Annotated in this window: 23 protein-coding genes; 12 read left to right on the plus strand and 11 right to left on the minus strand. The window is 66.1% G+C overall.

Annotation, left to right across the window (positions count from 1 at the left end):
- Positions 1–7: 7 nt before the first annotated feature.
- The 3 genes from rapZ to G332_RS0110410 are packed head-to-tail and all read left to right on the plus strand — an operon-like array spanning position 8 to position 1,599.
- The gene (gene rapZ / locus G332_RS0110400) at positions 8–880 is read left to right on the plus strand and encodes an RNase adapter RapZ (RefSeq protein WP_019626937.1); all 873 of its coding nucleotides are present in this window, start codon (positions 8–10) and stop codon (positions 878–880) included.
- A 52-nt stretch (positions 881–932) separates the two neighbouring features.
- Entirely contained in the window at positions 933–1,358 is a 426-nt protein-coding gene (locus G332_RS0110405) for a PTS sugar transporter subunit IIA (RefSeq protein ID WP_019626938.1), read from the plus strand.
- The gene (locus tag G332_RS0110410; protein WP_019626939.1) at positions 1,330–1,599 is read left to right on the plus strand and encodes an HPr family phosphocarrier protein; all 270 of its coding nucleotides are present in this window, start codon (positions 1,330–1,332) and stop codon (positions 1,597–1,599) included. Before G332_RS0110405 ends, G332_RS0110410 begins: the two co-directional genes overlap by 29 nt.
- 52 nt (positions 1,600–1,651) lie before the next feature.
- Here the strand turns inward: G332_RS0110410 and G332_RS0110415 are convergent, their stop codons facing one another.
- Positions 1,652–2,521, minus strand: coding sequence for a PfkB family carbohydrate kinase (locus G332_RS0110415; protein WP_019626940.1), 870 nt, complete (start codon positions 2,519–2,521; stop codon positions 1,652–1,654).
- A 228-nt stretch (positions 2,522–2,749) separates the two neighbouring features.
- Here G332_RS0110415 and G332_RS0110420 point away from each other — a divergent pair, with 228 nt between their 5' ends.
- Together G332_RS0110420 and G332_RS0110425 are read left to right on the plus strand one after the other, a co-directional pair.
- Positions 2,750–3,160: a nuclear transport factor 2 family protein gene (locus G332_RS0110420; protein WP_019626941.1), complete on the plus strand. Its 411-nt coding sequence runs from the start codon at positions 2,750–2,752 to the stop codon at positions 3,158–3,160.
- Positions 3,160–3,597 carry a nuclear transport factor 2 family protein gene (locus G332_RS0110425; protein WP_019626942.1) on the plus strand — a complete coding sequence of 146 codons (438 nt, stop codon included), beginning with the start codon at positions 3,160–3,162 and terminating at the stop codon, positions 3,595–3,597. Before G332_RS0110420 ends, G332_RS0110425 begins: the two co-directional genes overlap by 1 nt.
- Before the next feature lie 7 nt (positions 3,598–3,604).
- On the opposite strand, the gene G332_RS0110430 is transcribed toward G332_RS0110425, so the two are convergent.
- From G332_RS0110430 to G332_RS0110455, 6 genes are all read right to left on the minus strand, one after another.
- Positions 3,605–4,147 (minus strand): shikimate kinase, encoded by a 543-nt coding sequence (locus tag G332_RS0110430; protein WP_019626943.1) that lies wholly within the window; start codon positions 4,145–4,147, stop codon positions 3,605–3,607.
- 103 nt (positions 4,148–4,250) lie between these two features.
- Positions 4,251–6,383, minus strand: a complete 2,133-nt coding sequence (gene pilQ, locus G332_RS0110435) for a type IV pilus secretin PilQ (protein WP_019626944.1) — start codon at positions 6,381–6,383, stop codon at positions 4,251–4,253.
- Positions 6,384–6,395: 12 nt separating this feature from the next.
- Positions 6,396–6,938 carry a pilus assembly protein PilP gene (locus tag G332_RS0110440; protein ID WP_019626945.1) on the minus strand — a complete coding sequence of 181 codons (543 nt, stop codon included), beginning with the start codon at positions 6,936–6,938 and terminating at the stop codon, positions 6,396–6,398.
- Positions 6,938–7,519: a type 4a pilus biogenesis protein PilO gene (locus tag G332_RS0110445; protein ID WP_019626946.1), complete on the minus strand. Its 582-nt coding sequence runs from the start codon at positions 7,517–7,519 to the stop codon at positions 6,938–6,940. Before G332_RS0110445 ends, G332_RS0110440 begins: the two co-directional genes overlap by 1 nt.
- Positions 7,519–8,082: a PilN domain-containing protein gene (locus tag G332_RS0110450; protein WP_019626947.1), complete on the minus strand. Its 564-nt coding sequence runs from the start codon at positions 8,080–8,082 to the stop codon at positions 7,519–7,521. Before G332_RS0110450 ends, G332_RS0110445 begins: the two co-directional genes overlap by 1 nt.
- Positions 8,079–9,146, minus strand: a complete 1,068-nt coding sequence (locus G332_RS0110455; RefSeq protein WP_019626948.1) for a pilus assembly protein PilM — start codon at positions 9,144–9,146, stop codon at positions 8,079–8,081. The genes G332_RS0110450 and G332_RS0110455 overlap by 4 nt, the downstream gene beginning before the upstream one ends.
- 144 nt (positions 9,147–9,290) lie before the next feature.
- On the opposite strand from G332_RS0110455, the gene G332_RS0110460 reads away from it, so the two are divergent.
- Both G332_RS0110460 and G332_RS0110465 read left to right on the plus strand, forming a co-directional pair.
- Positions 9,291–11,666: a penicillin-binding protein 1A gene (locus G332_RS0110460; protein WP_019626949.1), complete on the plus strand. Its 2,376-nt coding sequence runs from the start codon at positions 9,291–9,293 to the stop codon at positions 11,664–11,666.
- Positions 11,666–12,298, plus strand: coding sequence for a hypothetical protein (locus G332_RS0110465; RefSeq protein WP_019626950.1), 633 nt, complete (start codon positions 11,666–11,668; stop codon positions 12,296–12,298). Before G332_RS0110460 ends, G332_RS0110465 begins: the two co-directional genes overlap by 1 nt.
- Positions 12,299–12,388: 90 nt before the next feature.
- On the opposite strand, the gene hemE is transcribed toward G332_RS0110465, so the two are convergent.
- From hemE to rpsU, 4 genes are all read right to left on the minus strand, one after another.
- A complete protein-coding gene (gene hemE / locus G332_RS0110470) occupies positions 12,389–13,444 on the minus strand; it encodes a uroporphyrinogen decarboxylase (protein WP_019626951.1) in 1,056 nt (351 codons plus the stop codon).
- Positions 13,445–13,451: 7 nt separating this feature from the next.
- Positions 13,452–14,855: an FAD-dependent oxidoreductase gene (locus G332_RS0110475; protein ID WP_019626952.1), complete on the minus strand. Its 1,404-nt coding sequence runs from the start codon at positions 14,853–14,855 to the stop codon at positions 13,452–13,454.
- A 288-nt stretch (positions 14,856–15,143) separates the two neighbouring features.
- Positions 15,144–15,587, minus strand: coding sequence for a GatB/YqeY domain-containing protein (locus tag G332_RS0110480; RefSeq protein ID WP_026340782.1), 444 nt, complete (start codon positions 15,585–15,587; stop codon positions 15,144–15,146).
- 41 nt (positions 15,588–15,628) lie between these two features.
- On the minus strand, positions 15,629–15,844 hold the full coding sequence (rpsU, locus tag G332_RS0110485; RefSeq protein WP_012981683.1) for a 30S ribosomal protein S21: 216 nt from the start codon (positions 15,842–15,844) through the stop codon (positions 15,629–15,631).
- A gap of 170 nt (positions 15,845–16,014) precedes the next feature.
- On the opposite strand from rpsU, the gene aroB reads away from it, so the two are divergent.
- The 5 genes from aroB to G332_RS13705 all read left to right on the plus strand — a co-directional run.
- Positions 16,015–17,124 (plus strand): 3-dehydroquinate synthase, encoded by a 1,110-nt coding sequence (gene aroB / locus G332_RS0110490; RefSeq protein ID WP_026340783.1) that lies wholly within the window; start codon positions 16,015–16,017, stop codon positions 17,122–17,124.
- Positions 17,108–18,298, plus strand: a complete 1,191-nt coding sequence (locus G332_RS0110495; RefSeq protein WP_019626955.1) for a deoxyguanosinetriphosphate triphosphohydrolase — start codon at positions 17,108–17,110, stop codon at positions 18,296–18,298. Before aroB ends, G332_RS0110495 begins: the two co-directional genes overlap by 17 nt.
- A gap of 10 nt (positions 18,299–18,308) precedes the next feature.
- The gene (locus G332_RS0110500; protein WP_026340785.1) at positions 18,309–20,237 is read left to right on the plus strand and encodes an SPOR domain-containing protein; all 1,929 of its coding nucleotides are present in this window, start codon (positions 18,309–18,311) and stop codon (positions 20,235–20,237) included.
- Positions 20,238–20,558: 321 nt separating this feature from the next.
- Positions 20,559–25,022, plus strand: a complete 4,464-nt coding sequence (gltB, locus tag G332_RS0110505; RefSeq protein ID WP_019626956.1) for a glutamate synthase large subunit — start codon at positions 20,559–20,561, stop codon at positions 25,020–25,022.
- 145 nt (positions 25,023–25,167) lie between these two features.
- A partial coding sequence (locus G332_RS13705; RefSeq protein ID WP_038059721.1) for a hypothetical protein occupies positions 25,168–25,373 on the plus strand: 206 nt, incomplete at its 3' end.

The raw sequence follows: 25,373 nt of genomic DNA on the forward strand, positions 1-25,373 counted from the left end.
ACACCCCGTGCGTCTGTTGATCGTCAGTGGCCTGTCCGGCTCCGGCAAGACCGTCGCCCTGCATACCCTCGAAGATGCCGGCTACTTCTGCGTAGACAACCTGCCGCTGCCCTTGCTGCAGGACCTGATCGAACAGGTCCGCAACGGCCATTACGATACCGAAGGCGACCGCCATCTCGCCGTGGGCGTGGACGTACGCTCGGGCCTGGAAGCCCTGCGCGGCTTTGGCGATCTGTTACGCGTGCTGCGCGCGGACGGTCACCAGGTCGAGGTCCTGTTCCTGCAGGCGGCCAGCGAGGTCCTGCTGCGCCGTTATCACCTGACTCGGCGGCGCCACCCGCTGGCGCGGGACGGGCTGCCGCTGGTGGAGGCCATCGAACACGAGCGCAAATGGCTGGGTCACGTAGCGGCCGAGGCCGACCTGACCGTGGATACCTCGCGTCTTTCGATGCACGATCTGGCGCGCACCTTGCGCGACCGCATGGGCGGTCACGGCGAGCATGAGCTGTCCCTGTTGTTTCAGTCCTTCGGCTTCAAGCATGGCGCGCCGATGGATTCCGACTTTGTCTTCGACGTGCGCTGCCTCCCCAACCCCCACTACGAACGCGCCCTGTCCAGCCTGACCGGCCGCGACCAGCCGGTTTGCGATTTTCTCGATCGACATACCGAGGTCGCGGCGATGTTCGGCAGCATCCAGGGCTATCTCGAACAATGGCTGCCACGCCTGCTGGAAGACCATCGCAGCTACGTGACCGTCTCCATAGGCTGCACCGGCGGCCGCCACCGTTCGGTTTATCTGGTCGAACGCCTGGCGGAGGCGTGGCGCGGGCGGGAACATGTTACTGTTAGCATCCGCCACCGCGAACTGGGCAAGCAATAGTCAGCAACCGCGGGCAGAAAGCCCTCCAGGAACCCGTAATCGGAGCCGATCCATGGGCGTTGGTCTCATCCTGATCACGCATCAAAATCTGGGCGATACCCTGTTGCAGACCGCTCAAAGCATGCTGGGCGGCCTGCCCGATGACTGCGAGTCCATGGCGATGACCCAGAACGATGATCCCGACGTCATTCTGGCGCGCGCCCGCGAACGGCTGACCACCCTGGACAGTGGCTCCGGGGTACTGATCCTGACGGACATGTTCGGCTCCACCCCATCCAACGTCGCCAGCCGTGTGGCCCGCGGCGCCAACGCGCGCGTGATCGCCGGCATCAACCTGCCGATGCTTGTCCGCGTACTCAACTACCAGCACCTGCCGCTGACCGAGCTGGTCAACAAGGCCCTGTCCGGCGGACACGACGGAATCCTTCTCTGCGACCAGGAGTGCAGCGATGCCGCAGCGCGTAGTCCCCATCGTTAACCGTCTGGGGATGCATGCACGCGCGGCCGCCAAGTTCGTGGGGCTGGCCAGCCAGTATGCTGCGGACGTAACCGTGTCCCGCAACCAGCAGGAAGTGAACGGCAAGAGCATCATGGGCGTGATGATGCTGGCCGCCGCTCAGGGCAGCGAGGTCACCATCACCACCGAAGGCGCGGATGCACAAGAGGCGCTCGACGCCCTCACCGAACTGGTCGGAGACCGCTTCGGCGAAGAGGCCTGAGCCGCGCCTTCGGTTCCAGGACCACGGCTCGCACCGGCACCGCCCTGCCCGTTCAGAACCCGGCCGTCCCCAGCCCCGCAAACCCGGTCTGCTCGAGCTTGCGCTCGGCCAGCCGCACCGCGCTGCCCAGGGCCTGCTCCGGCGGGTTCCCGGACACCAGGGCATGGATCAGGCCAGCATTGAAGGTATCGCCCGCCCCCACGCTGTCGACGATCCGCAACCCCGACGTCGGCGCACAGTGATGCAGTGCACCGCGCGCCGCCAGCCAGGCCCCGGCGCCCCCCGCCGTTACCGTGAAGATGCGATCCGGGAAGCGCTCTGCAAGGGCCGTCACCGCGGCCTCCGGAGTATCTGCGATAGTCGCGGCCCATGCGCGCGAGAGCATGATCACGTCGGCATACGGCAAACAGGCGTCCAGGCCCGGCCGCGGCTTCTCCAGCTCCAGCGAGAGTGGCTGGTCCACGATCTCGGCGCGCGCATCGGCCAGGATTCGGGCCAGCTCGGCGGGATTGCGCCCCTCGAAGTGCAACCAGTCGTATTCGGCCCACGGGACGCCCGTCAGGTCGTTTGCAGACAGTTCCGGCAGATCACGGTGATGGACAATGGTGCGGCTCCCGGTTTCCCGGGAACGCAGGATGCAAGAAGTCGGGGTGCCCCCCGGGCGTCGCACGCAGGCCCCCAGTTCCAGCCCCAGGTCTTCCAGGCGGTCGCCCAGGGCATCGCCGGCAGCACCCTCTGCGATCACCGCAGCCAGGCCGGACCGATGACCGAACTGCGCCAGGATTGTGGCGGTATTGGTCGCATTGCCCCCCGGTTGCGTGGTACTCGCCAGGGCCCGGATTTCGCTATCTTCTGGCGGGTAGCTGGCCACATCGAGGGTATGATCGAGCGTGACAATGCCAGTGGCGAGAATACGCGCCATACGAACTCCTGAGGGTAGAGGACGGGTCATTCTGGCCGTTCCGGATCGCGGGGTCACGCCCTCGGGGCCCGCCGGATCGGGGACGGACCGGCGGCGGGTGCAGGAGAATGGTCTTTTGGCCACGTCTCCATCACGGCCGCGAGTTTCGCCCAACCCCGACAGACCGCATTCGTCAGGACCGGCCCGGCCTGCGACAATGGCCCCCTGTGTTCAGGAACGTCCTCGCCCATGGTCATCTTCCCCTCCCCCGATTCCGTCGAAGCCGCCTTCTACGAAGCCTTTCAGGCCGGTGATGCCGATGCCATGCGCGCAATCTGGGACGACAGCACGGAATGCGTGTGCATCCATCCCGGCGGGGAGCGTCTGCAGGGAACCGATGTGATTCTCGACAGCTGGGACGATATCCTTCCGGGGATGCGCGGTGTGATCGTACATCGCAGTCAGGTCACCGCGATCGCGGGACAGGACGTGGTCCTGCATATGCTGCGCGAGAACCTGTACGTCCACGGGGAGCGCCGCGGCGTCATGCTGGCCACCAATGGCTACCGGCACGACGGCGAAAGTTGGCGCATGGTCCTGCACCACGCCAGTCCGGACCCGGACCCCGACCCGGAATTCCCGTCCGGAGGGATACACTGATGTCCACAGACAGCGACCGCTGCCTCACGGCCTATTACGCCGCCTTCCGCGCCGCCGACATCGAACAGATGATGGCGCTATGGGCAGAACGCCCCGACATCGTCTGTATTCATCCGGGCAGCCCGCGCGCGCACCGCGGCGTGGCGGAGGTCATGGAGAGCTGGCTGCTGGTCTTCGCGCGGGAGCTGAATATCGGGATCGAACCGAAGCTGGTCGGACGGCAGGAAATCGGGGAGGTCATCAGCCTGGTGATCGAAGAGGCCATCACCCGGCCGGGAGATGTAGCCCCGACCGGGTCCATCCTCATCAGTCAGACCTGGCGCCGACAGGATGCAGGCTGGCGCCTGCAATTCCATCACGCCGCACACGGGCGCCGCCCAACGCCATCCCGGGCGGGTATGTTCATGCCCGAGGGGGGAGGCAACACCCGCCACTGACAGACACTCAGGGGCGCGTCTGGCAAAGGTCGGGGCGCTGTATCTGCAGGGCCGAACAAACCCCCTTGACCGCGTCGCGTACACGCCGGCCCTTTCCCTCGAGGGTCAGGTTCGCCACCTCCTGGTAAAGAGGATCGCGGGCCTCGAACAGCTCCTGCAACCGGGCCCGGGGATCGGCGGTCTCGGTCAGCAAGGGGCGTTTGCGGTTGCGGTTGCGGTGGGTGCGCCGAAATTGCTCCTCGACCGGTACGCGCAGGTAGATCACGAACTGCCCGCGCAACAGGTCCCGGTTCTCCGGACGCTCCACGATGCCGCCCCCCGTTGCGATCACCGCCCCCTCCCGTTCCAGCAGGGACTGCAGCATCGCCGTCTCGCGCTTGCGAAACCCCGCTTCCCCCTCGAACTCGAAGATGGTCGGGATATCCACACCGGTACGGCGCTGAATCTCCTGATCGGTGTCGAAGAAGGGACGCCGCAGCAGCCCGGCCAGACCGCGACCAATTGTGCTCTTGCCGGCCCCCATGGGGCCTACCAGTACGATGTTCTGCATGGGGGCAAGGCTACTGGCTGGGCCCGACAAAGAAAAGCCGGGGCTGGCCCCGGCTGTTCGGATCCATTCCCGGTGGGTACGACCGCCGGGGTTTCACGTGCGCTCAATCGAGCACACGCGGCGTCACGAAGATCAGCAGCTCGGCCTTGGCATTCTCCGTGGAGCGGTTGCGGAAGAAATTGCCGAGGAACGGGATGTCGCCAAAGAAAGGCACCTTCTCCAGGTTGGTACGGCTGTCGATCTCGTAAACACCGCCCAGTACCACGGTTTCGCCATTCCCGACGAAGACCTGGGTCTCGACCTCGCGCTTGTTGATCCCCGGCACACCCAGAACCACACGCTGGCTGGGTTCATCCTTCGTGACGTTGATATCGAGAATCACGTTCCCGTTGGGCGTAATCTGCGGTGTCACTTCAGTGGAGAGCACCGCCTCGATGAATCGGGTCGAGGTTGCACCAGAGGCCGTCGCTTCCTGATAGGGAATCTCCTCACCCTGCTTGATGACCGCCGTCTGACCATTGGCCGTAATGACCCGTGGACTGGAAATAATCTCGCCGCGTCCCTCCACCTGCAGGGCCGAAAGTTCGAGGTCCAGCAAGACGCCACTGCGCAGGATGCTCAGACCCGCCTGGCCAGCATCGCCCCCGGCCGGCAGAGAGCTGTTCAACCGATTACCGAGGGCCACACCACCCAGGCCACCCGTGGTGGAGGCCCGCGCGGTACTGGCACCTTCCAGGGAACCACTCACCCCGAGCTGGGTTCTCCGGTCAGTCCCACGCGTTCCACTGATGCCAAAACGCGCACCCAGTTCCCGATTGAAGGTGTCCTCCGCAATGACAATCCGGGTCTCGATCAGGACCTGCTGTACCGGCACATCCAGCGTGGACACCAGGCGCCGCACGTCTTCGATGCGACTCTGGGTATCCTGGACCAGCAGGGTATTGGTCCGGCTATCGATGGTGATGCTGCCGCGCTCGGAGAGGAACTGACCCGCCTCGTCACCACGAATCAGGGACGCGATCTGCTCGGCCTGGGCGAAGTTGATCTGCACGAACTCCGTGCGCAGGGGCTCCAGTTCCTGGCGGTCGCGCTGGGCCTCCATTTCCTGACGCTCGCGCGCAGCGATTTCCTGACTGGGTGCCACATAAAGCACATTGCCCTGCATGCGCTTGTCGAGGCCACGAGCCTGCAGAATGATATCCAGCGCCTGATCCCACGGGACATTATTCAGGCGCAGGGTAATGTTGCCACCCACGGTGTCACTGACGACGATATTCAGGTCGGTGAAATCGGCCAGCAACTGCAACACGGACCGCACTTCGATGTCCTGGAAGTTCAGTGACAGGCGCTCGCCCTGATACTCCTCTTCTTCCTCTGCACGGGCGCGGCGCTCGGCCTCGGAGATTGGCGCGACCTCGAGCACGAACTGGCGGTCACTCTGATACGACAGGATTTCATATTCACCGCGCGCCTCGACCTCCAGACGGACCCGGTTGCGCTCGGCGACGGTATCGATGGTGTGCACCGGCGTGGCGAAATCGACAACGTCCAGGCGGCGCTCGAGCTGCTCGTCGATCATGGCACGCGGGAAGGTCATCTCGATGCGTCCGGCCTGTTCGCGCACGTCGACCTCGGCCCCGGAACGGGAAAGATCGATCTCCACGCGGCCTTCTCCTTCCGCGCCGCGGCGAAAATCGATACCGGTAATCTCCAGCGGGCGCGCGCTGCGCGAGGTGGTCGGGGTCGCGCCAACGCGCTCGACCACCTGGTCCACTTCCGCATCCGCCTCGGACACACCGCCACCCAGGGTGAGGATCAGGTTATTGCCCTCGACACGCGTCGTGTACTCGGACGCCCGGGTCAGATTCAGAACCACACGGGTACGATCACCCGCCTCGACTGCACTGGCGCGCAGGATCGGGCCCACGTTCAGATCGGTTTCGCGTTGTGGCAGGGCATTGCCCACCTCCGGCAGGTCCAGCGCGATCCGGGGGGGAGAGTCGATCGCGAATGCGCGCACGTCCGCGGGCGGGCCATCCGAGAAACGCAGGTTGACCTGTACCCGGTCACCACTCAAGCTGCCGGCCCGAATCTCTTCCAGCTCGGTGGCGCCGACCCCCTGGGACACCATGAACAGCAGGCCGGCCACGACGGTGCCTGCAAAAGCGCGCATGGAAGAGCCCATGTTGAATCCCCTGTTGGTTATGCCGATCTTGCGGCGAATGCTCGTGATCATTTTCTTCCTGCCCTAGTCGGTCAGCGCCAGCGAACTCTCGCGTTCCACATGACCACCGAAGGCATCCGGAACCACCTCGACCAAATGAATCCGGGTGGGCGTGATCTCGACGATTTCGCCGTGGTTCTGCCCCATGTAGTTCCCCTCGGTCACACGCTGGATACCGCGGTCCGGCGTCCGCACCAGGGCAAAACGCACCCCGTGCTGTTCCAGGGAGCCGACCATCCGCAGCGAATCCAGCGGGAAGCCTTCCAGGAATTCCCGCGGGCGGTCAGGATCGAGCTCGGCGTCACCCGGCTGGCCTTCCGCCGCAGCCAGTTCCGGCTGAGCGATGACCGAGGAATCAAACGGGGACCGCGTATGGCCCGGATACCGATACGGCTCGTGCGGCACCAGCGTCGGGATCGGCTCGATACCACTGCCGGGACGCTCATGGATCTCGGCGATGTACTGTTCCAGATCGCGGGAGTCCTGGGTGCAGCCCGTCAACAGGGCCGCACCGATCAGGACCACGGCGAGCCCGGGCCAGACCGTTCGCTTGGAAGAAGGCGTCATCAATTCTCCTCCAGGTAACGGTAGGTACGGGCGACGGCGTCCATCAGCAGGTCTCGGTCGGAAGCACCGGGCCGGATCTGGATGTTGTGCATCGTGACCACGCGCGGTAACGCCGAGACCCCACTGACGAACTCGGCAAGTTCCTCGTAGTTGCCGCGCACGCGCAGCCGAATCGGCACCTCGGCGTAGAAATCGCGCCGGGTCTCGCCGCGCGGCTCGAACAGCTCGATTTCGAGGCCGGCCTGAAGTCCGGTCTGCGAGACATCCACCAGCAGGCTCGGGATCTCGGCGCTGCTCGGCAGCAGCTCGAGCAGCGAGGCGAACATGCGCTCCATTTCTTCCAGCTGGTCCTCGTAGGCCGCCAGATTGGCGGCCCGCTGCTGCTTGTCCTCGAACTCGTCCCGCAGTTGCAGCTCACGGCTCTCGGCACGTTCCAGACTGGTGCGCTGATCGCCAATGAACAGGTAATAGGACAGCCCCAGTATGAGCAGAACGATCACGACCAGGATGATGCCCTTGACTCCCCAGGAGGCCTCACCAATGTTATTGAAATCGATCTGGTTGAGTTCCTTGAGGTCCATCAGGAATCCCCCTCTTCGACTTCCGGCCGAGTCTGCGTGGCATCCAGTCGGAAATCACGCACCTGGAGACGGCCCTCCTCGCGGGTCTCGATGATCTGCAGGTTGGAACTGCCCAGCCACGGCGAGGCGTCGATCTGTCGCATCAACGCGGAGATCCGGGTATTCGACTCGGAACGGCCCACCAGACGGACACTCTCGCCCTCCTGCCGGATCTCGCTGAGGTAGGTCCCGTCCGGCAGGGTCTCGACCAGCTGATCAAACAGATGTACGGCCTCGGGCCGACGCGCCTGCAGAGTCTGGATGACCTCCATGCGCGCAATCAGGGCCTCGCGCTGTTCGTCGAGATCGCGGATACGCGCGATCTGACGATCCAGCTCGCGGATCTCGCGTTCGAGCATCTGGTTGCGCGATTGTTGATGATCGATCAGCGCGCCGATGAAGCTGTAGCCGGCAAAGGACAGCAGGACACCGACTACCGCAGCCCCCCCGGCGGCGGTGAAAAACTGCTTGCGGCGCTGTTCGCGTGCCTTTTCACGCCAGGGAAGCAGATTGATATTGATCATGACGCATACCCCCGCAGGGCCAGACCACAGGCCGTCATCAGCGCCGGGGCGTCATTGGCAAAGCGTTCCTGATTGACCCGTTTGGCCAGCGCCATGCCGCGAAACGGGTTGGCAATGGACACGGGCGTGCCCGCTGCCTGCTCGAGCAGTTCGTCGACACCAGGAATCGCCGCGCAACCGCCACCCAGCAGGATATGGTCGATGGTGTCATGCGGGCGCGTCACGTAGAAGTACTGCAGCAGGCGCTGGATCTGATCGACCATGGTCTGCTTGAACGGCTCGAGGGTAGTGCTGGCGTAGTCAGCCGGCAGATCGCCACTCATCTTGGCGGCACCGGCCTCCTGATAGCTCATGCTGTAGCGGCGCATGATCTCCTCGGTGAGCATGCGCCCACCGAAGTTCTGCTCGCGGGTGTAGATCACCCCCTCGCTCTGGCTGACCACGTAGACCGCGGTTACCGAGGCGCCGACATCGACCACTGCCACCACCGGCTTGCTCTCGCGGTCCGCGACCTGCTCCATCAGGCGCGCCGCCGTATGCTCGATGGCGTAGGCCTCGACATCCACCAGCTCCGGGGTCAGCTTTGCGGCCTCGGCAATCGCCACCCGGGAATCGACGTTTTCGCGGCGCGAGGCAACCACCAGGACGTCGACCATTTGCGGGTTCTTCTCGTTCTTGCCCAGGACCTGAAAGTCCAGATTGACCTCTTCCAGCGTGTAGGGGATGTACTGATCCGCCTCCACGAAGACCTGGCCCTCGAGTTCCGCATCGCCCAGCGCAGCGGACATCTGGATGGTCTTGGTGATCACCGCGGACGAGGGAACGGCCATCGCACAGTGTTTCAGTCGGGTGCCGGAACGCTTGACCGCCCGGGCGAGGGCATTGCCTACGGCCTCGGTGTCCTGACAGACCTTGTCAACCATGACCCCGTCGGGCAAGGGCTCGACCGCAAAGGCTTCGACCCGGTATCCCTTGCCCTGCCGCGCCAGCTCCAGCACCTTGACGGCGGCCGAACTGATATCAACACCCAGGACGCCATATTTGGATTTTCCGAGACTTAGCACACATCCCCCTGTATACCCCAGCGCATGTAACTGGTAGCGTTACATCCTAAGTATGCTAGCTCGTTCACAATATACACCGCGACTTCAAGGTTGCAAGTTGCATTGAAAGCGACTTCTCATCTTCGCCACACTATCTCTACTGCCATGACCCCCCTGCTAAAGATTGTTACCGCGCTGCTGGCCCTGGCCCTCGCAGCCGGGATTGGCCTTTCCATCGCCGTGGCCGGGCTCTACATCCATTACGCGCCCACCCTGCCCGACGCAGACGCGGTACGCGAGGTGCGCCTGCAAACGCCATTGCAGGTACGCAGCGCGGACGGGCGCCTGATGGGCGAATTCGCGGAAGAACGCCGCACCCCCGTGCCGATCGATTCCATCCCCCAGCAGGTGCGGGACGCCTTTATCGCTGCGGAGGACGAACGTTTTTATGATCATCCCGGCGTGGATATCGTGGGTCTGGCCCGTGCCGCGCTGAACGTCGTCTCCACCGGTGGCGACCGCACCCAGGGTGGCAGCACCATCACCATGCAGCTCGCCCGGAATGTCTTTCTGACCCGCGACCGCACCTACGAGCGCAAGCTGCGCGAGATCTTCCTGGCCATCCGCATGGAACAGGAGATGACCAAGGACGAGATCCTCGAGCTGTACTTGAACAAGATCTACCTGGGGCAGCGCGCCTACGGCATCGAAGCCGCCTCGCGAGTCTACTTCGGGCGCTCCCTGGATGAACTGGAGCTGGACGAGATCGCTACGCTGGCGGCCTTGCCCAAGGCCCCATCGACCACCAACCCGGTCACCAACGCCCAGCGCGCCGAGATCCGGCGCAACTACGTATTGCGGCGCATGCTCGAGACCGGCGCCATCGACGAAGAGGCATTCGAGGCCGCCCGGGCTCGGCCGGTCCTGTCGGAACGCCACACCGCCGCCACCGACATCGACGCCCACTGGGTTGCCGAGATGGCACGCCAGATGGTGGTCAACCTGTGGGGTGACGAGGCCTACCGCCGCGGGCTCCAGGTCTACACCACCATCGACTCACGCCAGCAGGAGGCCGCCAACCACGCCCTGCGCCAGGGTCTGCTGGAATACGATGAGCGTCACGGGTTCCGTGGCCCGGAACTGCAGATGCCCGCCGCTACCTTCCACGATACCGAGGCCCGTGAACACGCCCTGACCGCGATCGGGGTGCACGGGCGCCTGCTGTTTCCTGCCGTCGTGCTCGAGCACGCGGAAGACGGGGCCCTGCGTGTGGACGGCGGCCGTATCGGCGAACAAGTCATCCTGCCGGAGGATATGGAATGGGCAGACTCCCCGCAGTTCGAAACCGGCGCCGTGATCCGTATCCGACCGCACACCGACGGACGCTGGCGCCTCGCACAAAAGCCCGAGGTGACCGGCGCGGTCATTGCCCAGGCCCCGGAAGACGGCGCGATCCTCGCGCTGGCCGGCGGCTTTGACTTCTTCGACAATCGTTACGACCACACCACGCAGGCACAGCGCCAGGCAGGCTCCGCGTTCAAGCCGCTGGTCTACGCCATGGCACTGCGCGAGGGCCAACGGCCGGACGGCACAGTCATCGATGCCCCCATGGTATTTGATGACCCCACACTGGGCGCGGAGTGGCGGCCGCAGAATTACACCCGCCGATTCCACGGTGAAACGACGCTGCGCGAGGCCCTGGCCAACTCCCGCAACCTGGCCTCCATCCGGCTGCTGGACGCCCTGGGCACCGGGAACGTCCATGAACAACTCGAGCGCTTCGGGCTGGAGCTCGACACCCAGCCCAACAACCTGTCCATGGTCCTGGGTACCGGCACCCTCACCCCGCTGCAGCTGAATAACGCCTATGGCGTCTTTGCCAGCGGCGGCCAGTTGAACAGCCCCTGGATCATTGCCCGGATCGAGACAGTGGATGGCGAAATTCTGTACGAGGCAGCAGCGGAACGGGCCTGCGGCGCCCCCTGTGAAAACCCGGCCGGCCAGGATCTGCCGCTGGTGGCCAGCGGCGGCCCATTGCAGTACACCGATCCGGTACCGGTACTCGAACCCGGTGTTGCCTGGCAGATGAGTGACATGCTGCGCAGCGTCATCACCGCCGGTACCGGCCGGCGCGCGCTCGAACTCGGGCGTTCCGACCTGGCCGGCAAGACCGGCACCACCAACAGCTACCGCGACGCCTGGTTTGCTGGTTTCAACGCCGAGCTGGTGGCAACCGCCTGGATCGGTTTTGACGACAACCGCGAACTCGGACGGCGCGAGAGCGGTGGCCGCGCCGCCCTGCCCATCTGGACACACTTCATGGGCAGCGTCCTCGCCGATCGTCCGGAACGGCCGGTCGAACGACCGGATGACCTGGTGCGAGTCGCGATCCTGCCCAATGGACACCGCGCCGCGAGCGCTGACGCCCCGGGCGCACGTAACCATTGGCTGCTGCCGCAGCAGATCCCCGAACGCGGACATGCCATCCCGGAGGACAGCAACAACGGCGACAGCGCTCAGCAACCCGAACTGGTGTTCTGATGCCCGCTCCGTCACGCGTACGCCAGGAGCTGGCCCAGGAGGCCGCCCGCATCATGCTGGATGACGGTATCCGCGACTTCGGCCTCGCCAAGCGCAAGGCGGCCGAGCACCTGGGCGTGGATGCCCGCCACGAGATGCCCGGCAACCTCGAGATCCAGGACGCCGCGATCGAACGCAGCCGCCTGTTCGCCAACGCCGATAGCCGCGCAGCCTATCGCAGCCGACTACAGGCCGCGCTGGTAGTCATGGAACGTCTGGCACATCTGGAACCACGCCTGGTGGGGCCATTACTGCAGGGGCTGGTGGAATCACAACCGCTGATCAACCTCCATGGCTTCGCGGAGACGGTCGAAGAAGTCATCCTGGAACTGGGCGAACACGGCATCCACTGCGAAACCGGGGAACACCGCTACCGCAGCCGCCAGGGCCGCGAACAACGCATGCCGTTCCTGGCGTTTCGCGGCCCGGACGATACCGATGTGGAGTTGACGGTGTTCCCGCTGGACGGGATGCGCCAGGCGCCGCCGTCCCCGGTGGATGGCCGTCCGATGCCGCGCGCGGCCCGCCACGAGGTAGAACGGATGCTGGAGAATGCCGCGCAGAGCACCGAGTTGTCCGCCGCGGCGGACTGAGCGCAAACAGGCAGCGGGGAGCCGAGCCCCCGGCAAGCCGTCATCGCAAGCTACGCAGCGCGCGCCCCGGCGACCGCCGGGCGGCAGCCGTTAGCGACGGTAGCTCGTGACCGTGTCCACCATCGCGGCGACGCGCTCGGGGTCGATGCCGGGGTGGATGCCATGGCCGAGATTGAAGACATGCCCGGTGTCACGGTCGAAACCATCCAGCACCCGGCGCGTCTCCTCGCGGACCACGGCCTCCGGTGCATACAGCACGGAGGGGTCGAGATTGCCCTGCAGGGCGACCCGGTCCCCCACCCGGCCGCTGGCGTCAGCAAGCTCAATCGTCCAGTCCAGGCCGAGGGCATCGGCCCCGGTATCCGCCATCGATTCCAGCCAGGCCCCACCCCCCTTGGTGAACAGCGTAACCGGCACACGGCGGCCATCGTTCTCGCGGATCAGGCCATCGACAATCCGCTGCATGTACGCCAGCGAGAATTCGCGGTAGGCCCGTGGCGTCAGCGAGCCGCCCCAGGTGTCGAACACCATCACCGACTGCGCACCGGCGCGAATCTGGGCATTCAGGTATGCGGTCACCGCATCGGCGACCTTCTGCAGCAGCGCATGCATCGCCTGCGGCTCGCCATACATCAGTCGCTTGGTCTCGGCGAAGTCGCGCGAGCCCTGGCCTTCGACCATGTACGTGGCCAGCGTCCACGGGCTGCCGGCAAAACCGATCAGCGGCACTTCGCCATTGAGCTCGCGGCGGATCAGGCGCACGGCGTCCATCACGTAGCGCAGTTCCTGCTCCGGATCCGGCACCGGCAGATTCTCGATCGCCTCGAGCGAGCGCACGGGGTCGCGGAAACGCGGACCCTCACCCGTCTCGAAATACAGCCCCAACCCCATTGCATCCGGAATCGTCAGGATGTCCGAGAACAGGATCGCCGCATCCATAGGGAAACGGCGCAGCGGCTGCATGGTGACCTCGCAGGCCAGCTCCGGGTTCTGACACAGGCTCATGAAGCTACCGGCCTGGGCGCGGGTCTCGCGGTATTCCGGCAGGTAACGCCCGGCCTGGCGCATGATCCAGATCGGCGGGCGATCCACCGGCTCGCGCAGCTGGGCACGCAGGAGGCGATCATTCTTGAGGGGCTGGGACATGGGAGGCTCAGACGCCGAGGTATTCAAGGATGCCTGCGGCGGCCTCTCGGCCTTCGAAGACTGCCGTCACGACCAGATCGGAGCCCCGTACCATGTCGCCGCCGGCGAACACCCTGGGGTTACCGGTCTGGAAGGCATGTTCGCCGACGGTTTGCACGCGCCCGCCCTCGTCCACGCCAATCTTGTAGTTGGCAAACCAGTCCGACGGCGACGGGCGGAACCCGAAGGCGATCAGCACGCGGTCGGCCGGGATCACGTATTCGGAGCCCGGCACCGGCTCCGGACGGCGACGCCCACGCTCGTCGGGCGCGCCCATCCGGGTGCGCACCACCTTCACGCCTTCGACCTTGCTGTCACCGACGATCTCGACCGGCTGCACGTTGAATTCGAACTGCACGCCTTCTTCCCGCGCATGCACCACTTCCTTGCGCGAGCCCGGCATGTTTTCTTCATCGCGGCGATAGGCGCAGGTCACCGCGGCCGCGCCCTGGCGGATCGAGGTGCGGTTGCAGTCCATCGCGGTGTCGCCACCGCCGAGGACCACGACACGCTGCCCGGCCATGTCGATGAAGCCGGCTTCATCGTGCTCCCAGCCCATCACCTGGCGGATGTTCGAGACCAGGAACGGCAGCGCCGGGTACACGCCCGGCAGGTCCTCGCCGGGGAAACCACCCTGCATCGCTGTGTACGTACCCATGCCGAGGAACACGGCGTCGTATTCCTCCAGCAGCGCGTCCATCTGGATGTCGCGACCGATCTCGGTATTCAGGCGGAACTCCACACCCATGCCCTCGAGGATCTCGCGGCGGGTACGGATCACCTGCTTTTCCAGCTTGAACGGCGGGATGCCGAAGGTCAGCAGACCACCGATCTCCGGGTAGCGATCAAAGACCACCGCCTGCACGCCGTTGCGCGCGAGGATATCCGCACAGCCAAGCCCGGCCGGCCCGGCACCAATCACGGCCACGCGTTTGCCGGTGGCGACCACATCGGACAGATCCGGGCGCCAGCCGGCCTTCAGCGCCTCGTCGGTGATGTACTTCTCCACCGAACCGATGGTGACCGCACCGAAACCGTCGTTCAGCGTACAGGCGCCCTCGCACAGGCGATCCTGCGGGCAGACGCGGCCGCAGACTTCGGGCAGGGAATTCGTCTTGTGCGAAAGTTCCGCGGCGGCGAACAGGTTGCCCTCGTCCACCAGCTTCAACCAGTTCGGGATGAAGTTATGGACCGGGCACTTCCACTCGCAATACGGGTTGCCACAGGCCAGGCAGCGGCCGGCCTGCTGGCCCGCGGTCGCCGGGTCGAACTGACCGATGATCTCGCCGAATTCGTGGATTCGGATCTCGGCCGGGGTCTTCTGGGGGTCCTGGCGCGGCAGGTCCAGGAACTGCATCGGATTGGAAGCCATGGATCACTCGCTCCGGCGAACACTCGCAGGCGCGGACGCCACGGGTGCCCCGTTGTTGCGTTCAGGAAACGAACATTTCGCGCAACCGCGCAAAACGGTCAAGAAATCTCCAGGGTAACGCGGGTGAATGTACGCATTCACGCTCGAGCCGATTCTGCATGCTGACCACCCGCGGCAAGGCCGGTGCAGCCGCGTTCCATCAAGAGAGCAGCACCCCGTCGGCCAGCAAAATCGGCCCAGCGCCTTCGCCCACCAGATGCCGGGGGCAGGTGCTTGCACGTGCCCGCGTTATCCGAGTGCAGTACGAACCTTCTGACTGACAACACCCAGGTCGGCACGCCCGAAGACCCGGGGCTTGAGGATGCCCATGACCTTGCCCATGTCACCGGGCGCGGTGGCCCCGGTCTCGGCAATCGCCGCGGCGATCATCTGCTCCAGTTCGGCGTCACCCAGCGGTTCGGGCATGTAGGCCTCGATGATGGCGACTTCGGCCGCCTCGCGCTCGGCCAGATCCTCGCGACCGCCCTTGCGGAACTGGTCAATGGAGTCGCGCCGCTGCTTGAGCATGCGGTTGAGGATCGCGAGAACCGCATCGTCATCGGCGTCGCGGCGCTCATCCACCTCGAACTGGGAGATCTCGGCCTGAACCATGCGCAGCGCACCCAGCCGGTCTTTCTCCCGGGCGCGCATGGCCTGTTTCACGTCATCCTGCAACCGGGCCTTGAGTGACATGTTGAAGTCCTCGGGTCCGAGCACGCGGCCCGGACAGGGGTTCAGTACAGCCGCACCCGGCGGGTCATATCGCGGGAATTCTTTTTCAGCTGGCGCTTCACCGCCGCGGCAGCCTTGCGCTTGCGCTCGGTGGTCGGCTTTTCGTAATACTCGCGGCGGCGGACTTCCGCGACCACGCCGGCCTTCTCGCAGGTGCGCTTGAAACGACGCAGGGCAACCTCGAAGGGCTCATTCTCGCGAACTCGTACGTGCGGCATACAATCTCCGAATCAGATGCAGATCATCTCGATCAAAAACAACAAAGTTGGCCGCCCGACATACCAGGCAACCATGCAGAACCCCGCATGATAATCCAACCTGCGCCGAATGCCAAAGTCCGTGAAGCGATCCACAGCGTGCGGCTTACGCCACCACCGGGGCGCACGCTATCATTGGTGACATGGAAAGTCTGAACGTAGAACTGGGTGAACGCAGCTACCCGATCCACATCGGCCCGGGGTTGCTGGACGCGGCACAACACCTGCGTGCCGCGCTGGAAGGCCGGCGCGTCGCGGTCATCACCAACACCACCGTCGCGCCCCTGTATGGCGAGTCGCTGCGCCGCAGCCTGGCCGCGTGCGGAATCAGCGGTGACCCGCTGTGGATCGAACTGCCCGACGGGGAACAGCACAAGACGCTGGCCACGGTCGAGACCATCCTGACCCGGCTGCTCGAGGCCCGCCTGGACCGGGGCAGCCGCATCGTCGCACTCGGTGGCGGCGTGGTCGGAGATATCGCCGGGTTCGCGGCCGCAATCTATCAGCGCGGGATCGACTTCGTTCAAGTCCCCACCACCCTGCTGGCTCAGGTCGACTCCTCGGTAGGCGGCAAGACCGGGGTCAATCACCCGCTGGGCAAAAACATGATCGGCGCCTTCCATCAACCGCGCACGGTGCTGATCGACACCGGCACCCTGAAGACCCTGCCCGAGCGCGAGCTGCAGGCCGGGCTGGCCGAGGTCATCAAGTACGGGCTGATCCGTGACGCCGACTTCTTCGCCTGGCTGGAGGAGCACATCGACGCCCTCGGCGCGCTGGACCCGGAGGCACTGGCCCACGCCATTCGCCGCTCCTGCGCCTGCAAGGCCGAGATCGTCGCCGCCGACGAGCGCGAGGGCGGCATCCGCGCCCTGCTGAACCTGGGCCATACCTTCGGCCACGCGATCGAGGCCGGCATGGGCTATGGCGCCTGGCTGCACGGCGAGGCCGTCGGCACCGGCATGGCCATGGCCGCACGCATGTCCGAACGCCTGGGGTGGCTGGACCCGGCGGAACGCGAACGCGCGGAGGCCCTGATCGCACGCGCCGGGCTGGCCCTGGCACCCCCGGATGCCGTCACGCCCGAGCGCTTCCGCGAACTGATGGCGATCGACAAGAAAGTCGCCGCCGGCCGCCTGCGCCTGGTGCTGCTGCGCGGCATCGGCAACGCGGTACTGACCGACCAGTTCGAGGACACGGCACTGGAACACACGCTGCGCGAGCATGCCCGTGTCGCCTGAGGCCCTGGCCACACCCAGTGTCGCCGCCCCGGGGCTGGCCGCATATGCCTCTGACCCCGCGCGCTCGCGCGGACGCGGTCACCACGAACCTGCACCGCAGCATCGCAGCGACTTCCAGCGCGACCGCGACCGGATCGTGCATTCCAGCGCCTTTCGCCGCCTCGAATACAAGACCCAGGTCTTCATCAGCCACGAGGGCGATCTTTTCCGCAATCGCCTGACCCATTCACTGGAGGTCGCGCAGATCGGCCGCTCGATCGCCCGCGCCCTGCACCTGAACGAGGATCTGGTCGAGGCCATCGCCCTGGCCCACGATCTCGGTCACACACCGTTCGGGCATGCTGGCCAGAACGCCCTGAACGCCTGCATGCGCGCACACGGCGGCTTCGAGCACAACCTGCAGTCGCTGCGCATCGTCGACCTGCTCGAGCGCCACTACGCCGACTTCGACGGCCTCAACCTGACCTTCGAAACACGCGAAGGCATCCTCAAGCACTGCTCCCCGGACAACGCGCGCCAGCTCGGCGAGATCGGCGTCCGCTTCCTGCAGAAGGAGCAACCGAGCCTGGAGGCCCAGCTCGCCAACGTCGCCGACGAAATCGCCTACAACAACCATGATGTCGACGACGGCCTGCGCTCGGGACTCCTGTCCATGGACGGGCTCTCCGAAGTCACTCTGTTCCGCGACTGCCACGACGCGGTGCAGGCCCGGTATCCCGGACTGGAACCCCGCAGGGTCCAGCACGAGACCTTGCGGCGCATGATCGATGCCCTCGTGGGCGACCTGATCGAGACCAGCCGTGCGGCCATCGATCGCTATCGCCCGCAGGACCCGGATGCCGTGCGCCAGGCCGAATCCGCGCTGATCCGGTTCAGCCCGGAAATGGCCGAGCAGGCCCGCGAGCTCAAGGCATTCCTGCGCGAGAACCTCTACCATCACCACCAGGTACATGGCGTGATGCACAAGGCCCGCCAGATCATTCAGGATCTGTTCGCTGCCTTCGAATCGGACCCGCGCCTGATGCCCGAACACTATCAGCGCCATGCGAACGCCATGAGCACGCAGGACCCGCACGGCCCGCAACGCGCCATCGCGGACTACATCGCCGGCATGACCGATCGCCATGCCATCCGCGAACACCACCGCCTGTTCGACCTCGGCACGCTGACCTGAGAACCCGGCGATGGCGCTCTCCGAACAATGCCTGGAACCGCTCGGCCTGGACGCCCCGCCGTTCGAGGATGCCCCCGACGAGACCTTCATCTACAGCGACCCGTTGCTGGACGGCCTGCTCGAGTCCGCCCGCACCGCATTGAACAAGCCCGGAGCGGTCGTCCTGATGACCGGCGAGAACGGCTCCGGGCGCAGCCTGCAACTGATGCGGCTGCTGGCCCTGCTGCCCGAGCCATTCGAACTGATCGCGTTTCGTGCCCGCATCAACACCCAGTTCGAATCGGTGGACAACACCATTCGCAGCTACCTGCGCGCGCAAAACGCCGACGACCCCGATCGCGCGCTCACCGAGCTCCTGGGCGACCGCGTGGCTGCAGGCGTGGACCCGGTCATCGCGATGGACGACGCCCACCTCGTCGGCACCGACATCGTCAACAACCTGATGCGCATGCGCAACGCGATCCTCGCCCGGCACGGACGTGCGCCACGCATCCTCCTGGTCGGCTCCGACGGGCTGCTGCGCCGGCGCCTGTACCTGCCGGACCCGTCCGACGAAGACCAGGTGACCCGCGTCGGTCTGCGCGCCTTCAACCTCGAACAGACAGCGGCCTACCTGCGGCACCGCCTGCAGGCCGCAGGCCTGGCCGACCCCGAGCGCCTGATCGACGCCGACACCATCCACCAGCTGCAGACCACCAGCCAGGGCCTGCCCGGCAATCTCAACCGCGAGGCGAACAGCTTCCTGGAGCGCCAGTGCCGCAACGAACGACGCAACGCGGCGGCCAGCGCCAGCGCAGCGGCCGGCGTGTCCCCCCGTGGTAGTGCCGCGGACACGTCCTCCGCCTCGGAGCGTTCGCAGGAACCCCAACAACCCGCATTCTCTGCGACTCGCGACGACCACCCGAGCCCCGCGCCGGACACCAGGCTCACCGCCACACGCGACACGGAACACAGCGACTTCACCCCGGCCGCCGAGGCCCTGGCCACCACGACCGGACAGCAGCAGATGGAACCGAACAAGCCCGCGGACGACTTTGATTACGACAGCTTCGACTACGACACCTACACACCGCCGTCCTCGGCCACGCAGAACCCCGCTTTCTGGAACCAGCGCTGGTTCGTGCCGGCGGTTGCCCTGACCGTCGCCGTCGGAATTGCGGCACCGGTCGCCTGGCAACTCCTGGAAAGGGAATCCGCCCCGACCGACAGCGAGGTCATCAAACTCCCCCTGCCCGAGCCCCGCATCACTGAGGCCGAACCGGCCGCAGAACCGCCTCTCCCGACGGAAGATACCCTCGCCCTGGGCGACCCCCTGGATCTGCCCGCGCCCACAGAATCCACGCCGGAACCGGACATGGGACCCACCGAACCAGCGCCGCCCCCCGCGCGCACCCCGGAATCGGGCATCCCGGAACGGACAACGGCCCCTGAGCCCGCGCCCACGCCCGAACCGAAACCGGAACCGGTGCCAGAGCCAGAGCCAGAGCCAGAGCCAGAGCCAGAGCCAGAGCCAGAGCCAGAGCCGGAGCCGGAGCCGGAGCCGGAGCCGGAGCCGGAACCCGCGCCAGAACCGGAACCCGCGCCAGAACCGGAACCCGAGCCAGAGCCGGAACCCACCACGACGGCCGCAACCGACGCGGACCGCCTGAGCAACGACCGCGCCTGGCTGAACAATCAGGACGGCAGTGCCAGCACCATCCAGCTCCTCGCCGCACCCAACCTGTCCGCCGCACGCGCCTACGCCGACCGCCATGCGCTGGGCGGTATTCGCTACATCCCGACCCGTGTCAATGACCGCGACTTCGTGATCATCCTGGCCGGCGCCTTCGCCAACCGCGAGGCCGCCCAACAGGCTGTGGAAGGCCTGCCGGAGGCGGTGCGCGACGACGGCCCGTGGATTCGCTCCATCGGTTCTGTACAGAACGTCGTTCGCGACTGATCCGCCGCCCCGGGCGCCTTACCGGCAACAGAGCCTCCGAAGACAGGACGACGGGCGGACCGTCACCAACGCTTCTCCCGCCCTTCCGATCCACCTGTTCCATCCCGGGACAGCCTGGCCAGGCCTTTGCAGCACACCGGCACTCACCGCCCGAACTTAACCTGCGCGGGCCGCATGCCTATTTGACCGCCCCCGGTTTGCCGGGAGAATGACGATTCAGTATATTCCTGCGCCTTTTTTCGTGTTCCTGTTTCCAGGGGCGCCCCTGGCCAACGTACCGCGCCCGCGCATCCGCCCGCGCGCTGCGACCGGAGTTCACCGATGCGACAGAACCAACTGAACGGCACCCTGTACCGCCCCGAATTCGAGCGCGACAACTGCGGCTTCGGCCTCATTGCGCACATGGACGGCGTGGCCAGCCACTGGGTGGTGGACACCGCGATCAAGGCCCTGGAACGCATGACCCACCGCGGCGCGATCGCCGCAGACGGCAAGACCGGCGATGGCTGCGGCCTGCTGATGAAGACCCCCGAGGCCTTCCTGCGCACCCTCGCCTCGGAATCGAACATCGAACTGGCCGCGCGTTTCGCCGCCGGCATCGTGTTCATCAACCCGGACCGGATCGCCGAGACGCGCGCCGCCGTGGAGGACGCGATCGAGCGAGGCCCGCTGGCACTGGCCGGCTGGCGCGAGGTCCCGGTCAACCCGGAAGACGCCTGCGGTGCCGAGGCCCTGAAGAGCCAGCCGCACATCCTGCAGGTGTTCATCAACGCCCCGGCCGACATGGACGGCGACGCCTTCGAGCGCGCGCTGTTCGTGTTGCGTCGCCGCGCCGAGATCGCGATGGGCGACGACCCGGTGTTCTACGTGCCGAGTCTCTCCGCGCACGTGGTCTCCTACAAGGGTCTGGTGATGCCGGAGAACCTGCCGGTGTTCTACCGCGACCTGCAGCGCCCGGAACTGGAAACCGCGATCTGCGTGTTCCACCAGCGCTTCTCCACCAACACCTTCCCGCAGTGGGGCCTGGCGCAGCCGTTCCGCTTCCTCGCCCACAACGGCGAGATCAACACCGTGCAGGGCAACCGCAACTGGGCAGTCGCACGCCAGCACAAGTTCGCCACCGAGAACCTGCCGGAACTGGCCGAGCTGGAGCCGCTGGTCAACCTGGAAGGCTCCGACTCGCAGAGCCTGGACAACATGCTGGAGGTCCTGCTGGCCGGCGGCATGGACCTGTTCCGCGCGATGCGCCTGCTGGTCCCGCCGGCGTGGCAGAACGTCGCGCACATGGACTCCGACCTGCGCGCCTTCTACGAATACAACTCCATGCACATGGAGCCCTGGGACGGCCCGGCCGGGATCGTGCTGACCGACGGCCGCTACGCCGCCTGCACCCTGGACCGCAACGGCCTGCGCCCGGCGCGCTACGTGATCACGAAGGACCGCCACATCACCCTGGCCTCCGAGATCGGCGTGTACGACTACGCCCCGGAGGACGTGGTCGCCAAGGGCCGCCTGAAGCCCGGGCAGATGCTGGCCGTGGATACCGAGTCCGGCGAGCTGCTGCAGCCCGAGGACGTCGACCGCATCAACCGCACGCGCCAGCCCTACCGCCAGTGGCTGCGCGCCCACGTGAAGCACCTGAAGAGCCAGCTGGACGACAACCAGCTGTTTTCCGGCGAGCCGATGCCGCCCGAGCGCCTGGAGACCTACGAGAAGCTGTTCGACGTGACCTTCGAGGAGCGTGACCAGATCCTGCGCGTGCTGGCCGAGGCTGGCCAGGAGGCCGTGGGCTCGATGGGCGACGACACCCCGTTCGCGGTGCTGTCGCAGCACACCCGTTCGCTGTACGACTACTTCCGCCAGCAGTTCGCCCAGGTCACCAACCCGGCGATCGACCCGCTGCGCGAGAGCATCGTGATGTCGCTGGAGACCTGCTTCGGCCGCGAGCAGAACCTGTTCGAGGAGACCCCGGACCACGCCCATCGTCTGGTCTCCGACTCCCCGGTGCTGTCCGAGGCCAAGTTCCGCGAGCTGTGCAACCAGACCGAGGACGCCTTCCGCGTCGAGCGCATGGACCTGAACTACGACGCCCATTCCAGCTCCCTGGAAGACGCCGTCAAGGCCCTGACCGAAAACGCGGTACAGGCCGTTCGCAACGGTGCCGTCGTATTGGTGCTGTCCGACCGCGGCATCGACCCGGAACGCCGGCCGATTCCGGCCGCGCTGGCCGTAGGCGCGGTGCACCACGCGCTGATCCGCGCCAAGCTGCGTACCGACGCCAACATCGTCGCCGAGACCGCCACCGTGCGCGACCCGCATCACTTCGCGGTCCTGCTCGGCTTTGGCGCCACCGCGATCTACCCGTACCTGGCCTACTCCGCGCTGCACGGCATGTGCGAGTCCGGCGAGATCCCGAACGCGGACCCACTGACGCTGGCGCAGAACTACCGCCGCGGCATCAACAAGGGCCTTTTCAAGATCCTGTCGAAGATGGGCATCTCCACCATCGCCAGCTACCGCGGCGCGCAGCTGTTCGAGATCGTCGGCCTGGCCGACGAGGTCGTGGACACCTGCTTCACCGGCACCACCAGCCGCATCAAGGGCACCCGCTTCGCCGATATCGAGGCGGACCTGGAGACGCTGTCCAAACGCGCCTGGAACCCGCGCAAGAGCGCCGGCCAGGGTGGCCTGCTGAAGTACGTCCACGGTGGCGAGTACCACGCCTACAACCCGGACGTGATCCAGACCCTGCACCGCGCGGTGCAGTCCGGTGACTACGGCGTGTACAAGGAATATGCGGACCTGGTGAACGAACGCCCGGTGACCGTGCTGCGCGACCTGCTCAAGGTGCGCGACGACATCGAGCCGATCGCGCTGGACGAGGTCGAGTCCGAGGCCGAGATCCTGCCGCGCTTCGACTCCGCCGGCATGAGCCTGGGCGCGCTGTCGCCGGAGGCCCACGAGGCCCTGGCCACCGCGATGAACCGCCTCGGCGGGCGCTCCAACTCCGGCGAGGGCGGCGAGGCCGTCTCCCGCTACGGCACCGAGCGCATGTCCAAGATCAAGCAGGTGGCCTCCGGCCGCTTCGGCGTGACTCCGCACTACCTGGTCAACGCCGAGGTGCTGCAGATCAAGGTCGCCCAGGGCGCGAAGCCCGGCGAGGGCGGCCAGCTGCCGGGCCACAAGGTCAACAAGATGATCGCGGAGCTGCGCTATTCGAATCCGGGCGTGGCCCTGATCTCGCCGCCGCCGCACCACGACATCTACTCCATCGAGGACCTGGCGCAGCTGATCTACGACCTCAAGCAGGTCAACCCGAACGCACTGGTCTCGGTGAAGCTGGTCTCCGAGGCCGGGGTCGGCACGATCGCCGCCGGCGTGGCCAAGGCCTACGCCGACCTGATCACCATCTCCGGCTATGACGGCGGCACCGGCGCCAGCCCGCTGACCTCGGTGAAGTACGCCGGCACCCCGTGGGAACTGGGCCTGACCGAGACCCACGCCACCCTGCGCGGCAACGACCTGCGCGACAAGGTGCGCCTGCAGACCGACGGCGGCCTGAAGACCGGCCTCGACGTGATCAAGGCGGCGATCCTGGGTGCGGAGAGCTTCGGCTTCGGCACCGGCCCGATGGTCGCGCTGGGCTGCAAATACCTGCGTATCTGCCACCTGAACAACTGCGCAACGGGTGTCGCCACGCAGGACAAGGTGCTGCGCATGAACCACTTCATCGGCCTGCCCGAGATGGTCATGCACTACTTCCAGTTCGTCGCCCGCGAGACCCGCGAGTGGATGGCGAAGCTGGGCGTGCGCAGCCTGACGGATCTGATCGGCCGTACCGATCTGCTGGAGATCCTGCCGGGCGCGACGCCGAAGCAGCAGCACCTGGACCTGAACGGCCTGCTGGCCAGCGGCGACCTGGACGGCAAGCCGCGCTTCTGCAAGGAGCCGAAGAACGAGCCGTTCGACAAGGGCGAGCTGGCGGAAAAGATGGTCGCCGAGATGCTCGAGGCGATCGAGAACAAGGCCGGTGGCGAGTACCGCTTCGACGTCGCCAATACCGACCGCTCGATCGGCGCGCGCCTGTCTGGCGAGATCGCCAAGCGCCACGGCAACCAGGGCATGTCCGATACCCCGATCACCGTGCGCATGAAGGGCACGGCCGGGCAGAGCTTCGGCGTCTGGAACGCCGGCGGCCTGCACCTGTACCTGGAAGGAGACGCCAACGACTACGTCGGCAAGGGCATGACCGGCGGCAAACTGGTAATCCGTCCGCCGGAAGGCTCGGGCTTCGCCAGCCAGGACACCACCATCATGGGCAACACCTGCCTGTATGGCGCGACCGGCGGCAAGCTGTTCGCCGCCGGCCAGTGCGGCGAACGCTTCGGGGTGCGCAACTCCGGCGCGATCGCCGTGGTGGAGGGCATCGGCGATCACGGCTGCGAGTACATGACCGGCGGCGTGATGGTGGTGCTGGGCAACACCGGCATCAACTTCGGTGCGGGCATGACCGGCGGCTTCGCGTTCGTGCTGGACCGGGAGAACGACTTCCCGGACCGCATCAACAACGAGCTGATCGACCTGCACCGCCTCGACACTGAGGAGATGGAGGCGCACCGCAACTATCTCGAGGAACTCATCACCGAGTTCGTGCACGAGACGGACAGCGCCTGGGGCCGCGAGATCCTGGAACGCTTCGACGACTACCAGGGCTCGTTCTGGCTGGTGAAGCCCAAGGCCTCCGAACTGCGGGGCCTGCTGGCCAACCTGCGCCAGGCCGCCTGACCCGACCATGCCGACCCACCCAAAGGCCCCTCAACAGGGGCCTTTTTTGTGCGCCTGCCTGCTGGCTTGCATTCCCCTGCCGGGTTGTGGATAAATACTGGCGTAACCCGGGCGACGGCGTCGCTCAACTACCAAGGACAAACTCATGAACAAAAGCCTCATCGCGCTTGGCATTCTCGCATTCGTTCTCGGCGCCTCTGGCTGCGGCAGTTCAAGTGACAGCGACAGCGCCGACAGCGGCAATGGCGACATAAGCAACGGCGACACCGGCAACGGCGACACCGACAACGGGGACACCGGCAACGGGGACACCGGCAACGGGGATACCGGCAACGGGGATACCGGCAACGG

The sequence above is a fragment of the Thioalkalivibrio sp. ALJT genome, from assembly GCF_000381825.1.
In the GTDB taxonomy this organism is placed as follows: Bacteria; Pseudomonadota; Gammaproteobacteria; order Ectothiorhodospirales; family Ectothiorhodospiraceae; genus Thioalkalivibrio.

Bases quoted from the DNA above. Each gene is read 5' to 3' on its own strand.
- G332_RS0110405 (WP_019626938.1), top strand. From the start codon at position 933: ATGGGCGTTGGTCTCATCCTGATCACGCATCAAAATCTGGGCGATACC.
- G332_RS0110410 (WP_019626939.1), top strand. From the start codon at position 1,330: ATGCCGCAGCGCGTAGTCCCCATCGTTAACCGTCTGGGGATGCATGCA.
- G332_RS0110415 (WP_019626940.1), bottom strand. From the start codon at position 2,521: ATGGCGCGTATTCTCGCCACTGGCATTGTCACGCTCGATCATACCCTC.
- G332_RS0110420 (WP_019626941.1), top strand. From the start codon at position 2,750: ATGGTCATCTTCCCCTCCCCCGATTCCGTCGAAGCCGCCTTCTACGAA.
- G332_RS0110425 (WP_019626942.1), top strand. From the start codon at position 3,160: ATGTCCACAGACAGCGACCGCTGCCTCACGGCCTATTACGCCGCCTTC.
- G332_RS0110430 (WP_019626943.1), bottom strand. From the start codon at position 4,147: ATGCAGAACATCGTACTGGTAGGCCCCATGGGGGCCGGCAAGAGCACA.
- pilQ (WP_019626944.1), bottom strand. From the start codon at position 6,383: ATGATCACGAGCATTCGCCGCAAGATCGGCATAACCAACAGGGGATTC.
- G332_RS0110440 (WP_019626945.1), bottom strand. From the start codon at position 6,938: ATGACGCCTTCTTCCAAGCGAACGGTCTGGCCCGGGCTCGCCGTGGTC.
- G332_RS0110445 (WP_019626946.1), bottom strand. From the start codon at position 7,519: ATGGACCTCAAGGAACTCAACCAGATCGATTTCAATAACATTGGTGAG.
- G332_RS0110450 (WP_019626947.1), bottom strand. From the start codon at position 8,082: ATGATCAATATCAATCTGCTTCCCTGGCGTGAAAAGGCACGCGAACAG.
- G332_RS0110460 (WP_019626949.1), top strand. From the start codon at position 9,291: ATGACCCCCCTGCTAAAGATTGTTACCGCGCTGCTGGCCCTGGCCCTC.
- G332_RS0110465 (WP_019626950.1), top strand. From the start codon at position 11,666: ATGCCCGCTCCGTCACGCGTACGCCAGGAGCTGGCCCAGGAGGCCGCC.
- hemE (WP_019626951.1), bottom strand. From the start codon at position 13,444: ATGTCCCAGCCCCTCAAGAATGATCGCCTCCTGCGTGCCCAGCTGCGC.
- G332_RS0110475 (WP_019626952.1), bottom strand. From the start codon at position 14,855: ATGGCTTCCAATCCGATGCAGTTCCTGGACCTGCCGCGCCAGGACCCC.
- G332_RS0110480 (WP_026340782.1), bottom strand. From the start codon at position 15,587: ATGTCACTCAAGGCCCGGTTGCAGGATGACGTGAAACAGGCCATGCGC.
- rpsU (WP_012981683.1), bottom strand. From the start codon at position 15,844: ATGCCGCACGTACGAGTTCGCGAGAATGAGCCCTTCGAGGTTGCCCTG.
- G332_RS0110495 (WP_019626955.1), top strand. From the start codon at position 17,108: ATGCCCGTGTCGCCTGAGGCCCTGGCCACACCCAGTGTCGCCGCCCCG.
- G332_RS0110500 (WP_026340785.1), top strand. From the start codon at position 18,309: ATGGCGCTCTCCGAACAATGCCTGGAACCGCTCGGCCTGGACGCCCCG.
- gltB (WP_019626956.1), top strand. From the start codon at position 20,559: ATGCGACAGAACCAACTGAACGGCACCCTGTACCGCCCCGAATTCGAG.